The organism is Paenibacillus violae, from assembly GCF_032461945.1.
GTDB classification, from domain to species: Bacteria; Bacillota; Bacilli; order Paenibacillales; family NBRC-103111; genus Paenibacillus_E; species Paenibacillus_E violae.
This window is the reverse complement of sequence record NZ_JAWCUD010000003.1, coordinates 112,581-127,055: the sequence shown is the minus strand read 5'-3', so window position 1 is coordinate 127,055 and position 14,475 is coordinate 112,581. Positions and strand designations below refer to the sequence as shown.

General features: G+C 44.1%; 17 protein-coding genes. 11 read left to right on the top strand and 6 right to left on the bottom strand.

All coding sequences use genetic code 11. The annotated features are described in order from the left end of the window. Positions 1–21: 21 nt before the first annotated feature. The 4 genes from RQP52_RS11930 (at position 22) to RQP52_RS11915 (ending at position 3,876) form a co-directional block, all read left to right on the top strand. Positions 22–1,221, top strand: a complete 1,200-nt coding sequence (locus tag RQP52_RS11930) for a macrolide family glycosyltransferase (RefSeq protein ID WP_315951677.1) — start codon at positions 22–24, stop codon at positions 1,219–1,221. A gap of 131 nt (positions 1,222–1,352) precedes the next feature. Continuing rightward, on the top strand, positions 1,353–2,132 hold the full coding sequence (locus tag RQP52_RS11925; protein WP_315951676.1) for an SDR family oxidoreductase: 780 nt from the start codon (positions 1,353–1,355) through the stop codon (positions 2,130–2,132). A gap of 175 nt (positions 2,133–2,307) precedes the next feature. Further along, the gene (locus tag RQP52_RS11920; RefSeq protein WP_315952232.1) at positions 2,308–3,162 is read left to right on the top strand and encodes an SDR family oxidoreductase; all 855 of its coding nucleotides are present in this window, start codon (positions 2,308–2,310) and stop codon (positions 3,160–3,162) included. A 111-nt stretch (positions 3,163–3,273) separates the two neighbouring features. Next, positions 3,274–3,876, top strand: coding sequence for a DUF1003 domain-containing protein (locus RQP52_RS11915; protein ID WP_315951675.1), 603 nt, complete (start codon positions 3,274–3,276; stop codon positions 3,874–3,876). Positions 3,877–3,958: 82 nt separating this feature from the next. Here the strand turns inward: RQP52_RS11915 and RQP52_RS11910 are convergent, their stop codons facing one another. After that, a complete protein-coding gene (locus RQP52_RS11910; RefSeq protein WP_315951674.1) occupies positions 3,959–4,591 on the bottom strand; it encodes a GntR family transcriptional regulator in 633 nt (210 codons plus the stop codon). A gap of 194 nt (positions 4,592–4,785) precedes the next feature. On the opposite strand from RQP52_RS11910, the gene RQP52_RS11905 reads away from it, so the two are divergent. Together RQP52_RS11905 and RQP52_RS11900 are read left to right on the top strand one after the other, a co-directional pair. Continuing rightward, a complete protein-coding gene (locus tag RQP52_RS11905; RefSeq protein ID WP_315951673.1) occupies positions 4,786–5,127 on the top strand; it encodes a cupin domain-containing protein in 342 nt (113 codons plus the stop codon). Positions 5,128–5,237: 110 nt separating this feature from the next. Further along, complete coding sequence (locus RQP52_RS11900) at positions 5,238–6,041, top strand: class I SAM-dependent methyltransferase (RefSeq protein ID WP_315951672.1); 804 nt, start codon at positions 5,238–5,240, stop codon at positions 6,039–6,041. Between the two features lie 77 nt (positions 6,042–6,118). Here RQP52_RS11900 and RQP52_RS11895 read toward each other — a convergent pair whose 3' ends face one another. Together RQP52_RS11895 and RQP52_RS11890 are read right to left on the bottom strand one after the other, a co-directional pair. After that, positions 6,119–6,634, bottom strand: a complete 516-nt coding sequence (locus RQP52_RS11895) for a dihydrofolate reductase family protein (protein ID WP_315951671.1) — start codon at positions 6,632–6,634, stop codon at positions 6,119–6,121. Beyond that, positions 6,631–7,530 (bottom strand): alpha/beta fold hydrolase, encoded by a 900-nt coding sequence (locus RQP52_RS11890; RefSeq protein ID WP_315951670.1) that lies wholly within the window; start codon positions 7,528–7,530, stop codon positions 6,631–6,633. Before RQP52_RS11890 ends, RQP52_RS11895 begins: the two co-directional genes overlap by 4 nt. Positions 7,531–7,792: 262 nt before the next feature. Here RQP52_RS11890 and RQP52_RS11885 point away from each other — a divergent pair, with 262 nt between their 5' ends. Next, entirely contained in the window at positions 7,793–8,128 is a 336-nt protein-coding gene (locus RQP52_RS11885) for a winged helix-turn-helix transcriptional regulator (protein ID WP_315951669.1), read from the top strand. On the opposite strand, the gene RQP52_RS11880 is transcribed toward RQP52_RS11885, so the two are convergent. Continuing rightward, positions 8,125–8,457, bottom strand: a complete 333-nt coding sequence (locus RQP52_RS11880; RefSeq protein ID WP_315951668.1) for a winged helix-turn-helix transcriptional regulator — start codon at positions 8,455–8,457, stop codon at positions 8,125–8,127. The genes RQP52_RS11885 and RQP52_RS11880 overlap by 4 nt on opposite strands. A gap of 119 nt (positions 8,458–8,576) precedes the next feature. Here RQP52_RS11880 and RQP52_RS11875 point away from each other — a divergent pair, with 119 nt between their 5' ends. Both RQP52_RS11875 and RQP52_RS11870 read left to right on the top strand, forming a co-directional pair. Next, the gene (locus RQP52_RS11875; RefSeq protein ID WP_315951667.1) at positions 8,577–9,047 is read left to right on the top strand and encodes a DUF4267 domain-containing protein; all 471 of its coding nucleotides are present in this window, start codon (positions 8,577–8,579) and stop codon (positions 9,045–9,047) included. Between the two features lie 21 nt (positions 9,048–9,068). Then, positions 9,069–9,512, top strand: coding sequence for a DUF2269 family protein (locus RQP52_RS11870; RefSeq protein ID WP_315951666.1), 444 nt, complete (start codon positions 9,069–9,071; stop codon positions 9,510–9,512). A 471-nt stretch (positions 9,513–9,983) separates the two neighbouring features. Here the strand turns inward: RQP52_RS11870 and RQP52_RS11865 are convergent, their stop codons facing one another. Then, positions 9,984–10,757, bottom strand: coding sequence for a class I SAM-dependent methyltransferase (locus RQP52_RS11865; RefSeq protein ID WP_315951665.1), 774 nt, complete (start codon positions 10,755–10,757; stop codon positions 9,984–9,986). Between the two features lie 162 nt (positions 10,758–10,919). Beyond that, a complete protein-coding gene (locus tag RQP52_RS11860; protein WP_315951664.1) occupies positions 10,920–11,765 on the bottom strand; it encodes an alpha/beta fold hydrolase in 846 nt (281 codons plus the stop codon). Between the two features lie 441 nt (positions 11,766–12,206). Here RQP52_RS11860 and RQP52_RS11855 point away from each other — a divergent pair, with 441 nt between their 5' ends. After that, entirely contained in the window at positions 12,207–12,731 is a 525-nt protein-coding gene (locus RQP52_RS11855) for an alpha-amylase family glycosyl hydrolase (RefSeq protein WP_315951663.1), read from the top strand. Between the two features lie 166 nt (positions 12,732–12,897). Then, positions 12,898–14,415 carry an extracellular solute-binding protein gene (locus tag RQP52_RS11850; protein WP_315951662.1) on the top strand — a complete coding sequence of 506 codons (1,518 nt, stop codon included), beginning with the start codon at positions 12,898–12,900 and terminating at the stop codon, positions 14,413–14,415. The last annotated feature ends 60 nt before the right edge of the window (positions 14,416–14,475 follow it).

The following is a 14,475-nucleotide window of genomic DNA, read 5'->3' as shown; positions in this document are numbered from 1 at the left end:
ATAGGCTAAGGAGTGATGGAAATGGCGAGAGTATTATTTATTAACGGCGGCTCAGAGGGACATATCAATCCAACTATTGGAGTGGTGCAAGAACTGATTTCACGTGGAGAAGAGGTTGTGTACTTTTGTATCGAGGCTTATCGGGAGCGCCTAGAGAAAACGGGAGCTGTCGTACGTACATTTGACGATCAGAAATTTATAAAAGCCTTTATCTCCGGCGGGCGTGACTATTTGCTCGAGAGAATCAACGGTCTTTTGCTTACGGCAGATATAGTGATTCCGAGTGTTCTTGAACAAATTGAAAATGAGCATTTTGATTACATCATCCATGATTCCATGTTTGGTTGTGGCCATTTGCTTGCTCAAATTCTGAAGCTTCCTGCAATCAACTCTTGTACTTCATTTGCACAGACGAAAGGCTCATTTGATAAATTAGTGGAACAAATTTCTGCGAAAATCCCACCAGAAACAAGTAAATCTATCGATGATAAATTTCAAAGTTTAACGGCAAAATTGAAGGAACAATATGCTGTGGAGATCCCTTCACGTTATGAAGTGTTTTGTAATCCTGCGCCTCTTACAATTGTTTATACAACAAGGGAGTTTCAGCCTTATGGCGCAGCGTTTGACCCTACCTACAAATTCGTAGGTCCTTCCATCGCTTCACGGGTGCCGCAAGAGAACTTTGACCTTGCAGCAATCGTGGGGAAAGAACCCATTTACATTTCACTGGGGACTGTTTTTAACCAAGCCATAGATTTCTATAAGCTTTGTTTTGAGGCATTGGTAAACACGGGTCACACGGTTGTTATGTCTATTGGTAACAGGACGCAAATGGCTGATTTAGGGGAGATCCCTCCAAATTTCATCGTGAAAAATTATGTTCCACAAACACAGTTGCTGCCCCATACCAAATTATTTATTACTCATGGTGGAATGAATAGTACCCATGAAGGTCTCTATTACGGGGTTCCGCTAATTGTCATCCCGCAAAGCGCAGATCAGCCGATGGTTGCCGCGCAAGTCGCCAATATCGGAGCCGGCATGCAATTGCAAATGCAAAGCTTGACCGCGAATCAACTGCGGGAAGCTGTGGATCATGTGTTAAGTGAACCTTCTTACAAGATTGCTGTTGCAAATACAAGGGAATCCTTACGACAATCAGGCGGGTATCGGCAAGCTGTTGATGAGATTTTTAAATATAGAAGTCAGAATGAATGATCGAGGAACGTTAGCAAAATATCAAACCGGAGGCTGCTGCGTGAAGCCTTTTGTGCACGGAGCGATTGAAATAGACTATTTAACTTTTTTTAGAATAGGATATTAAAAAATGAAAGGAAGGTCGAGATCGCATGAAAATGAGCGGGAATACGATACTTATCACAGGAGGGACATCCGGCATCGGCTTCGAATTTGCCGAGCAGCTGATGAAGCTGGGGAATACCGTCATTATAACGGGGCGGGATCAAGCGAGGTTGGATGCAGCGAAGAAAAAGCTTCCAACGGTACATACGATACAAAGTGATGCTGGAGATCCTAAGGCGATTGCAGCTTTGTTTGAAACGGTGGTGAAGCAATTTCCTGAGCTTAATGTTCTAATCAACAACGCAGGATTCATGCGCAGGCTTAATCTACATGATCAAGACGTCGATCTGGAGGATATAAACCGTGAGATCGAAACGAATTTAAGCGGTCCGATCCGGATGGTGAAGCAATTTCTTTCACATTTGAAAATGAAAGAGTCGGCTGCGATCCTGAACGTATCGTCGGGCCTCGCCTTCGTCCCGCTGCCAATCTCGCCGGTGTATTGCGCTGCAAAAGCAGGAATTCACTCTTTTACACAGTCGCTGAGAGTTCAGCTCAAAAACACAAGGGTAAAAGTGTTTGAACTTGCGCCTCCTTTGACAGCTACTCCGCTCGTAGACTCGTTCGATCCGGCGGATCTGGCGGGTTCGAAAGCGATGAATGTGTCCGTCATGGTGGGCGCTGCTATTCGGGGCATGGAGCAGGATAACTTTGAAATCCGGCCTGGGCAGAGCAACGCTTTGAAGCTCATGAATCGGATCGCGCCAAAGTTTATATTCAGCCAGCTCAGCAAATCGGCGGACAAGATGCTAAGTGAGATGAACTAAAAGAGAAGTTCATTATCAAACAGGGCAAATTGTGTATATAGCCAAGTTGAGAAAAAGACGCGATTGTGTGGCAGTAAAGTTTAATTATAGGAATTAACTCACTTGTTGTTCCATTACGCAAAAGCTATTTTAAGAGTATAGCGTGCAATAAACAATGAGAGAGGAAGATCGATTGATGAAGATTATCGTCACAGGAGCGACAGGTCAGTTGGGCAATCTCGTTATACAACATCTGCTAAAAAAAATACCTGCAAGTCAGATTATCGCGGTTGTTCGTAATCTCGAAAAAGCGGCTGCACTTGCAGCTCTTGGCATTGAAGTTCGTCTGGCGGACTATAATGTCCCGGAATCCCTTCACAATGCTTTTAGACTGGGGACGAAGCTGCTGTTCATTTCAAGTTCAGAATCCGATGATACGCTGCGCGTCGTTCAACATGCGAATGTCGTCAAAGCAGCCAGAGATCAAAAAATGCAACATATTGCCTATACAAGCTTCGCTTTTGCGGAAGATAATCCATTTGCTCGTGTTCATTTGGCTACTGAGAACGCTATACATACTACTCGGATTCCTTACACTTTTTTACGGAACGGCGGTTATACGGAATTTTTTATCAACTCGTCCCTTAAAACAGTTATAGAGAATGGTACGATTCTCACTAATACCAATAATAGGAAAGTGAACTCGGTTAGTCGCAGTGACTTGGCTCTGGCAGCAGCAACCGTTCTGATAGAGGAAGGACATGAAAATAAGACATATAATCTCGTATCGAACACTCCGTGGAGTTTTGATGATTTGGCTGAAATACTCTCGGAAATATCCGGCAAAAGCGTGATTCATCAGTCGGTTTCTTATGAAGAGGAGAAAAGCTTGCTTGTTCAGGCCGGGCTGCCGAAATCTGCTGCGGAAACAACCGCTTTTATTTATCGTACCATTGCAGAAGGACAAATGGAGCGAACGACCGATGATCTGCAACAGTTGATTGGGTTCCAAACGCCTATTAAGGAACTCGTTGAAAAAGCTTTGCAGTAGTAGAACCAAATAAATGCGGAAAAAACAACCTCGAATAACAACCCACGATTAGGTTAAAAATAAATTTGGTGGAATCATGCACTAATCGTGTACAAGGATGGAATTCGAGAAATGAACAAAAAGAATATGGAAAACGATGACTTTTTTGATGAGGCTTCTATCATTCAAGGGTTTGATATTGAGCTTAGTGAATCGAATGCGCTGCGTATAGACAGATTGGTTGACGAGTATGAAAAAAGCATCCTGAATCGAGTCGATGAAGAGTATTCGGAAAATACAACGATTTCCGATCGGCTTGCGGATAGCATTGCCAAGTTCGGTGGAAGCTGGACTTTCATCGGTTGCTTTGGTGCATTGCTAATCGTCTGGATGATTTGGAATACGCTTCCTTTCATCAAGCCTCTTCACTTTGACGAGCCTCCATTTATCCTGCTGAACTTGTGCTTATCTTTTCTTGCAGCCTTTCAAGCGCCCATCATTATGATGAGTCAGAATCGACAAAGTGCCAGAGATAAACATGAGTCGGTTATCGATTTCGCCATTAATTATAAAGCAGAGCAAGAAATTGATGATATTCAAAAACATCTGCATCGTATGGAGGAAGATGATTTAAATACGTTAGAACAGTTTAATGGCGAGTTGTTGGAGATTAAAAAGCTTCTTGCTTCAATTGAATCTAGACTTTCTAGACTTGATATAAAGAAAGATGAATGAATCTGCAAAAGTACTAAATTGCAGTGATAGCGAACAATGAAAAAGCGTAAGGGACGCACCATGTCCTTTACGCTTTTTGACGTTATATGCGGCCTAACCGGACCATTCGTTCACGGCTATGGTCATGGGAGGCTTTGACAATGCGGCGAACTTCTGCCCAATCCTTGGCGGCAGTAGCTTCATAGAGCGCTTGGTTCACACGGTTGCCGGAATAGTGGGGTTCATGCGGCGTGATTTTAAAATTAATGGTGGCATAGAGCACGATTTTATCAATATAAAGCTCCATCATCTTGAGCATGGCACTATTGTTCAGAATGCTGATGAAATAGTACGCAAATTGTAAGGTGTATTTGACATAGAGGTAGTAAGCGTCTCGCTCTGTCGCCTCCAATTGCAGATCGAGGCATTCCTTGAGCTTCTTGAGGTCCGGCACCTCGCCGTGGGTTTCAAAATGCTCCAAGGCCAGCTGCTGAAATGCATACAGAATCTCCATGATATCCATCGCTTCTTTGAGGGAGGGCTCCTTGACCAGGACGCCGCGCTTCTTCAGAGAAACGACCAGTCCGTCGTGCTCCAGTTGAGTAATGGCGCTGCGCACCGGCGTTCGGCTCATGTTGAGGGAATCGGCCAGTTCATTTTCAGATAAGAGTGTGCCAAGCATGAACTCTCCCAGCATGATTTGTCTATGAATAAAGTCATAGGCGGTTTGAATCAAGGATACGGAAGCCATATGCTTGCTAGTCCTCTCGCACGATGTTTTGGGGGTAGACCCGCGTGTCTACCATGTATCATATGCGATCAAAAGAAGATTTCGCAAGTAAAGGTTTCTTTACATTGGAGTTTTGAATTTTTATTCATATTTATGTATAATAATTCTCTGTTGAAACAACGGAGAAGGAGCTTATTGAGATGAAAATAAGTAAACATAATGCGGAACATTATATGTGGGGAGATCAATGTGACGGATGGCATTTAGTTAAAAAGAATGAGTTGAGCGTCATTCATGAAAGGATGCCTGCAGATACAGCAGAAGTCAAACATTATCATCAGCAATCCCGTCAATTTTTCTTCGTTCTCTCGGGTATTGCAACCATGGAAATCGAGGGGGAAGAAGTTGTCCTGCATCCGCAAGAAGGAGTCGAAGTTCCTCCCTTAGTCCCTCATCAAATGTTTAATAAATCCAATGAGGACGTTGAATTTTTAGTCATTTCACAACCAATTAGCAAGGGCGACCGGATAGTCGTCGATTAAGTTAAATTTATTTTAAACAATCTTTCCACTTTCCTTTTATTGGGATTACCTGCATACTTAATTTGAACCTTTGCACAAATGATATTCCTTATGAAGAGGGGAGTGGGAATGTGAATATCAGCGCAAATGTCATCAAAGAGCAATGGAATCAATGGTCTGATACTTGGTATCGAAAGTACAGATCAGATGAAGTCATTGCGAAAATAATGAAGTCTCCCGAGTCGGCTTTTCCGAGCAAGACGTATGCCATGATTCAGGAAGCTATGCCAGATATGAGTGGCAAGCGGGTTTTGGTTCCTTCAAGTGGCGATAATCATGCTGTTTTTGCTTTTCATTTAATGGGTGCAAAAGTGACGTCATGTGATATTTCGGAGAAACAAGTAGAGAATGCTTATGAAGTTGCGAAAAATAATAATTGGGATATTGAATTCATTTGCGACGATACGATGAAATTAGCTGAGATTAGTCATAATGAATATGACTTTGTATACACATCAAACGGCGTTCATATTTGGATAAACGATTTGAAATCCATGTACAAGAACATTCATAGGGTACTTAAGCAAAATGGGACCTACATCATGTTCGATATACATCCGTTTATGCGTCCTTTTGGAATCACGGCGAGTAAGTCGTTAACGGTTGAAAAACCATACGATGTGATTGGCCCTTTTGGAGAGATACCAACATATAAGTGGCGAATGCAAGATATTATGAATGCTATGATATCTTCAAATCTTAACATTAGTCATATAGAGGAAATGTATGCTGATCATGGTTCGTTTTGGGTAGATGATTCATCCGATGATGGGGAACAATTATCAGAACAAGAGCTTGAAGACTACTGCAATTGGAGTAAAAATCCTCTAGCAGCTATTCCTCAATGGCTATCTATTAAAGCAACGAAAGTGTAGTTGATTAACACACAAAAACCGCGTCCTAAAAGGCGCGGTTTTCGTGTTCGGCCCGCTGGAAGGCTACACGATGCATCCTATATAGTATGATCAATTGCATAGTGCACTTGAACGACGCCGCTGCCGAGCGATTTAAAGTTCAATAATTCCACTTCCTTGTATTGGTATTTCTCCGTATCGATTAATAGATTAAGCCCTTTGCCTTCGAGTACCGGTGCGATATTGAATATGAGTTCATCGACAAGCCCTTGACTCAGGAAAGCATTGTGAAGGTCCGCACCTCCCGAAATGAGGGCAGTTGGATAGCCTTTATCCCGCAGGTAGCTTAAGGCGTCGCTTGGCGAGCCAACAACCGTCACACCGGGAATTTCTTTTACGCTCCCCGATACAACGACGATATCCATTTCGGCAAAATCGCCGCCACTGCCGCTTGCCTGCATCCCTTCAAACGTACGTCTTCCGACAATGAAATTTCCTGCTTTTCTAGCGTGTGCTGCAAAATCGCCGAGTGCTTCCTCTTTTGGCGGGTGATTCGAACTCGATTGCGCGTAGTTGCCGTTACCAGTTAATGTTGCCCATAGAATTGTTTTCATTGTATAACCTCCTGTATTTGTTGCGCTGTCCGTTTAAGGACTCTGCGAATGGATGCGGTCACCCGGTCTGGCCGATCTTCCTGCACATAGTGAGAGGCGTCGACTAACGACTCGGTTTCATTCATTTTCAAATAACTCTGCCATCTGGCCATTTCTACAGGTGGAAAACCCGCGCTATCTTTCGTCCCCCACAGAATCTGAGTTGGCAAATGGGATAGAACCGGAAGTTTTTTCTCGATCTCCTCAAGCCAAGGACGTGCCATTCGGATCTGCCTCGGGAATACCCATGTAGGTTTCCGTGATTTTGGCGTTGGGAATGGATCGGTATAGGCCTTTCTCAAGGTATTCGTAACTTTCTCGGTATGATGGATCCCATGTGGAACAATTTTCTTAGCGAAAAAGTTATGCCTTGTCTGCAGCCAATAGCCGATTGGCCATCCCCCCATCGCTAACGAGAATAGCTTCATCGCGGGGAGTGTTGCCGGCCATGCCCATGTATTCATAAGGACAATTCCGCGCAGATTCTCATGGTGTTTGACGGCGTAATTGAACCCGATCGGACCTCCCCAATCTTGCACGACTAGTACGAAGTCTCTGAGATCTAAGCGCCGGATGAATTCGGTGACCGCCTCCGAATGCTCCTGAGGTGTGTAGCCATAGCCGGAAGGAGCCCGTGACATCCCGAGTCCTGGGTAATCCAGTGCAATTAGCCGACATTCACCGCTCAACTCTTTGATGACATTCCGGTAAAGATACGACCAGGTGGGATTTCCGTGTAGAAGAAGAATGACGGGGCCTTGCCCCTCGTCAACGTAATGAATCATGCCATCGCGATACGGCATCCAGTTGTCCTTGAACGGATACTCCGATGTATCTACAACAAATGGTCTTTGCATATGTGCCTCCAATCAGCCTTTTCAGGCAAAGTTTAAATGGTATGGAGTAAATAGCTGAATATTCTGATTATTAAAATGGTACAAAGCCTTGATCCTATCGCTTAATTGCCCTGGTTGCGCGCACCACGCAGGGGTTGAAATCGATATGAAGTAGAAACTTATATTCCTGCTCTTCAATAAGACTACAGTACTGTGGTACATTTGAAAAGTAGTTACAAAAAGGTGCAATAGTTTCACAAAATGAACTATGGAGGAAACGTGCATGTTGGATCGTTCTTGTATCGAAGCGATTGATCCTTTGCTCGAAATCTTGGATGGTAAATGGACACTTCCTCTTTTGTTGGAGTTGTTCGTCGGCACCAGGCGATTCGGAGAGTTGCGGCGAAGGTTGCACCCGATTAGCCCGAAGACATTAACAGATCGACTGAGGGTATTAGAGGAAAAAGGCATTATTACGCGCACGCTATACCCCGGGGTTCCCCTACATGTAGAATATGAGCTAACGGAGCGCGGGTGGGAACTGCAGCCTATTTTTGCAGCTATGTGGGCTTGGGTTCAGGAAAATGACTTAAACGCAAACAAAAAGAACCAGCTTTAAGACGCTGGTTCTTTTTGTTTGCGTTCATTATGTTTTTCTCCCCAAGCACACATGACTTCTGCTACAGGGACCAATGTTCGGCCATATTCACTAAGCGAATATTCTACTTTTGGAGGGACGGTAGGGTATACCGTTCTTTGGATCACGCCTTCGTGTTCTAAATCACGAAGATGTTGTGTGAGCATTTTTTGGGAGACATCCGGAATTAGCTTTTCCAGATCGTTATACCGCCTGGTTGATTCAACTAAATGCCATAAGATCGTCGGTTTCCACTTTCCACCTAAAACATGAATGACCGTCTCGATGGGACACTCGCGTTGATGAATCATTGATATATCACACCCTTACTTTTAAGTATGTGGCGTACTTTAAAGTGCGTTCTTAACAGAATAATAGTCCCGCAGTACAATAAAGTCAATTAAATAAATTGGAAAAAGGAGACAAAAAAATGAGCGCATCGAATTGGGGATTAAAGTCAGTATCGTTTTGGTTAGTGGGGGTTGTTACGCTGTTGATGTTTTTTTTAGGAGTAAAAGGTTTTATCACACCGGAAGCGGCGATTCGAGATTTTGGCCTCCCTCTGCATGACGTTTCTGATAAATATCTTGTTCATATTAAAGCAGATCGTGACCTGTTTATTGGTATCTTCCTGCTAGCCTTAATGGTACTTCGGATGAGAAAAGCAATGCTCGTTGTCATGCTAACTTCTATAGTAATGCCTATTATCGATGCCCTATTGGTGATAACAATTGCCGCAGATAAAACTCCTTCTTGGATCCATATTGTTACAGCCGTATACGGACTTGTCGTAGGTTGGATGTTATATCGAGAAGAGCAGCGTGCCCGGATCGCGAATACGGAAACAATGATAAGTACGAAAACCACAACTATTAAAACAATATCCTCATTAGAAGTTTAAATATAAAGTAGGGGGCCATACATGTATATTTACCTGTTGTTCGTCCATATTATTTCCGCCATAACAGCTATGGCTGCAGTCATCTGCTACCCTTTAATTATGAGCAGCGCCAGAACAACAGGTCAAGCCAAGTTCGCGCTCGCACTGTTGGAGAAGACGGCGATCCTCCCGAAGCTAGGTGGCACATTGCTGCTGCTTACAGGTTTGGCCCTTGGCTTTCTTGAAACCTCTTTGTTTAAAGAGCTGTGGTATTTGCTCTCGATTGTCATCTTCCTAGTCATTCTCGTCATCTTTGCCGGACTCATTCCGGCGGGCATTAAGCAGCAGCTTACACTGCTGCAGAAGACGCAGGGCGATAATTTGCCTGATGCGTACAGGCAAAGTCGCAGGCGATCTGCCTGGTTGGAAGTGATTGCAAATCTTGCTGCATTCATAGTCATTTTGCTAATGGTGTTTAAACCGTAGTGATAAAAAAGAAGAACAGGCTGCTGTCTTTACAGATAAGCGACTTGTTCTTCTTTTTCATTGTAGTGAGCGAAAAGTCAGTAAGGGGAACTAGAGTCCGCTAGGGGAGTTTACAGCCTCCCCCTGTATTTAGCTTGTTTGACGATGAAAACAGCCGTCCTCTAGGTGCCATAGCACCTTATCAAAATGTGCAGCTTGCCCCAGGTGCACCATTTAGTTTTTATTACAAAAGAAGTCCCGAGGAATGGCTAAAGGTCTGCCAATATACAGTATGGACCGAAGTACGTTATAAACGCGATGAGTGCCACCGGGTAATCAGGAACGTGGTATCAAATTGATACCTGGCTTGGACCAAAATGGATTATCAAACCAGCGCTTATGGAGGATGTCCACGCCGAACCGATAGATTATCAACTTAAGTTAACAGGGTCCGAGACAGTCTACTCAGTACCATTACAGAACTTGCACATCCTACATTTTTCTAAAACGAAATATAACCGCAGGCGGGATATCATACCAATCGAACTTATTGTTTGCCTGTTCATCCTTCTCGAAGCTTGGCTCATGCAAACCATCTAGAACAAAACCCGAGCTGAAAAATAAATTCATATAATAGGATAAAGGCCTATGAAATAGGAGATGAGGAACAGGTTGACCTTTTATGCCTATTGTTTGGCTAGGCTCTGGAGTTAAATAGGTTGAGATTTGGACACTATTTCTTGTAACAATCTCCCCGTTACGGTCTTCGGATTCATGTATTTTTCTTGTAGTTGGCGTTTGGAAACACGGATGCGGTATGGAGAATACGAAGATCCCGCTCTTTTTTAATAGCTGTGAAAGCGCCTTTGTTAAACAGGTTAGATCCGCAATATCCATTAGAGCCATATTAGCCACAGCACCATCATACTTTTCTATTCCGAGGGTTAGTAATGACTGATAGTTTGTTGCATCAACCACTTGATAATCTATGCGATTTATATAGGTAGTTGACCTTATTTTTGCTCGCTCGATCATGTTAGGACTATAGTCAAAAGCAACAACCTCAGCGCCTAAATCAGCCAACCTTCGTGAGAAGTTTCCATTACCACATGCAATATCCAGCAGGATCTGACCTTCTTTTACTTCAAGAAGTTCTTCCGTCTTTGGTCTGATAATTTCACGATGGAATCGATTGCTATGTTCACCCATGTAATCATCCCAAAACGCCGCAATCTCGTCCCATCTGGACTGAGAATCGTCCGTCATTTCATTCCATTGGCTCAGAATATCCACGTCCCTTCCACTACTGTTATAGGCTTATCCAACACTCATAATACCATATGCTGGTATAAATTTCTGTTACTTCTATACCCCAATAACAAATAAAGCCCAAACATGGTACGCCTGGGCTTACATTTGCGTTTCCGATCAGTCACGTCCCGCCTCGTACAGCTTCCGAGCCAGCATGGCAGGCCTTGTGCGCGTATCCGTAAAATGGTCTCCGTCCCCGACGATCAAACGGAACACACCGAGCCGCGAGGACATATGCGGATTCCAGCCGAAGCCTTCTCCTTGTGGCAATACGTTGTCTTGATAGAAATAGACGTAACTTTTGGGCGTAGGCAGTGTATAGAACACTTTGAGATCTAATTTCTCGAAAAGCGGTTTCGCCGGTTCAGGACGGACACTTGTATAGAAATGTTTGGCTTGCTCCAAAGTTGCTGTATTGACGAACAAATCCCGAAACAGCGGAAATGGAAGCAGAATGGTGTCGTCCTTCGATCCGGCTCTGAGCTGCTCGAAACCCTGCCTCGTTGGAGGCGGCAACTCATCCGCTAGCGACCCGCCGTCTTTCAGAACAAATGCGTCCCAGAAGACGAGGCGTTTGATGCGATCTGGTATTTGTTCAGCAACCTTCTGGATGACAGTGCCACCGAAGCTGTGTCCTACGAGAACGATGTCGCGCAAGTTCAGCCTCATTATATAATCGACGACAGACTTCGTGATCATCGCATGCGTGACATTTTTGTTCGGATCTGTGCCGTGACCCGCGTATTCCGGCGCATGGACGGTATGCCCCTGACTGCGCAGTACGGCAGCAACGCCGTCCCAGAAATGAGCGTCGGCCCAGGATCCATGCACAAGCACGAAGGAAAGCCGCTGCTCAGGCAGACGACTGACTCCGTCAGATTCAACGGCGCTACGCCACGAGAGCCACTCGCCTTCCACATAAGGGGAATAATATGGCCAGTGGGGAACAAATCGGTAATACATGTACAAACATCCTCTCAGAATGACATATATCAGCTTATGCCCAACAAGTTTGGGTGGTGTCTAAGACAGTTTCGTGTGAGTGACAGTTCTGTGACTGTGAGGAAACCCAAACGAAGGATTATACAAGACTTTGTAAGCCCAAAATACTCTAGGTCAAAGTTTTGGGAGCTATGGAATCTTTGGTGGAGTTCCGCAGTGCAGTTAAACCCATAAATCCTAACGCCAACATTCTGGGCGAATATTTGGGGGAACGCGTCATCTTGGACGGCGGCTGGTGATCAGTGGGACGGAGCGACGAATTTCGATGGCTTCACACAGCCGGTATCGGAATGGATTACAGGTAAAGACTATAGCAATAATGCAGCATCGATACCGACATCTTAATTTGACAGTTGGCTGCTAGGCACTCGGGCGAATTATCCGTCGAACGTCCAACAGGTGATGAGCAATCATTTGGGCAATCATGACATTACGCGATTCGGAACGAGGGCGGGAGGAGACATTTGGAAAACATATCTCACTCTATTTTTCCAGATGACCTATGTTGGAACACCAACCATCTATTATGGGGATGAATATGGCATGCAGGGCGGTGCGGATCCCGACAACCGTCGCCCATTTGATTGGGCGCAAGGAACTACCTCTAACAGCGCTGTTTCTCTGACGCAGCAATTAATTAGTATTCGTAATCAATATCCTGCACTAAGGATGGGGTCGTTTATGACACTGCAGGCAGATGATGCCTCTGACATTTATTCATATGGTCGACTTGATAATGCAAACCGAATTGCTGTTGTTTTAAACAATGATACGGCCCGGAAATCCGTTACGGTTCCTGTGTCGAAGCTGAGTGTTGTGGACGGAAGCATTATGACTGATCAAATGACAGGAACGGCATACATGGTTCAAAATGGTTCAGTGACCGTTTCTGTGAATGGGCATTACGGGGCTATTTTAACCCAATAGAGAACTTCCGGTCACATGAAAAATGACAGTTTTGTGTGATTTTACACCAGTTCTGTTCCTAGAATCTATGTTGACTATCACGTACAATTGGATTTGTAGGAGCAAAGACTGAGAGACGTGAAAGCGTTATCTTTAAAAAGATGATGAATCTAGGGGGTTAACCATTTTGGTCAAAAACAGATTGCGTAAGGTAAACACGCTAGCAGCGACAGCCGTTCTAACGGCCTCATTAATTGGCTGTTCTTCCGCTTCAACCACGAATTCATCTTCTGGAGATTCGAAAGCTGCTGCACCGATGGATTTAAGCGTGATGTTTTACACATCGGCTAATATCCAGATTACACATGACGATAATGAGGCTATCAAGTTTTTGGAGAAAAAGTTTAACGTTAAGCTGACGATTATGGACACGCCAATTAATGATTACACAACCAAGCAAAACACGATTGTGGCTTCTGGCAGTATACCGGATGTGATGGTCTGGAATGCATTTCCCGATGCGGCTTTAAGCGGCTATTTGAAGCAAGGGGCTTTCATGCAATTAGATAAATATATTGATAAAGCGCCTAATTTGAAAAAATACCCGCAAATGATTTGGGACAATGTGAAAGTAGACGGACATTTCTATATGATTCCGAGGGTGAGGCCGATTGTGCGCACAGGCGTCCTTATTCGGAAGGATTGGCTGGATAAACTTAATTTACCCATTCCCAAAACAACGGAAGATTTTGCTAAAGTCGCAATCGCCTTCACCAAAAATGATCCTGATGGCGATGGCAATGCAGATACGTATGGGATTGCCACAGATCCCAAATTATCGAATTTGAACCCATTGTTTGGTGCATTCGGAACAGGAAACGGCTGGTTGAAACAGGCAGACGGGAACCTTGTCAATTCATTTATTACCCCAGGAATGAATCAGTCGCTTCAATATTTACGGGATTTATATGCACAGGGAGCCTTAAGCAAAGATTTCCCGGTTCAACAAGGAAACACTCGAAAAGAGATTCAAAGCGGAAAAGCGGGGATTATGCTAGAGAGCTATATCATTGACTACGCTCAGGACATTGCTGCGTTGAAAAAAGTGGATCCAAAAGCGGAGCTTATTTATATCGATCCTCCTGTAGGGCCAACTGGAGCCAGTGGATACTTTGCTGGCAGCGGCAACGCTGCTGGATGGGTCATACCTGCAACCGCAAAACCAGAGAAAGTAGAAAAAATACTAGAGATTATGAACTGGGAAGCAAGTGATGAAGGGTATCATTTCAATAAATACGGGATAGATGGTATCCATAACACGAAGAATGCGGACGGTACGTTCACTACGAACGAGAAATACATTAAAGATGATCTTAAAGAATTGATCATGGTTTCACCCTATGACATCTACAGCTATTCCGATACGGGAGCACCGCTCGATGTCCAAAAAGTTCAGCGTGATGCGCTCGATAAAAATAAGGACAAGGGAATTGCCTTAACGCTTCCATCCTACATATCTCCTACTCAAATTCAGAAGAACGAAGAAATAAACAATAAGCTTAGATATGATTACTTTACAAGAATTATTACAGGGCAGCTGCCGGCCAATGCATTCGATGAGTTTGTTACGAAATGGAAATCCGGTGGAGGCGATCAAATCACGAAGGAAACCAACGAGTTCTATAAATCTCAGGGAACGAAATAAAGGAAGCCGCATTCGTTCAGTTCACTTGTCGTACAGGGTGCGGCAAGTGAACTAGTATCA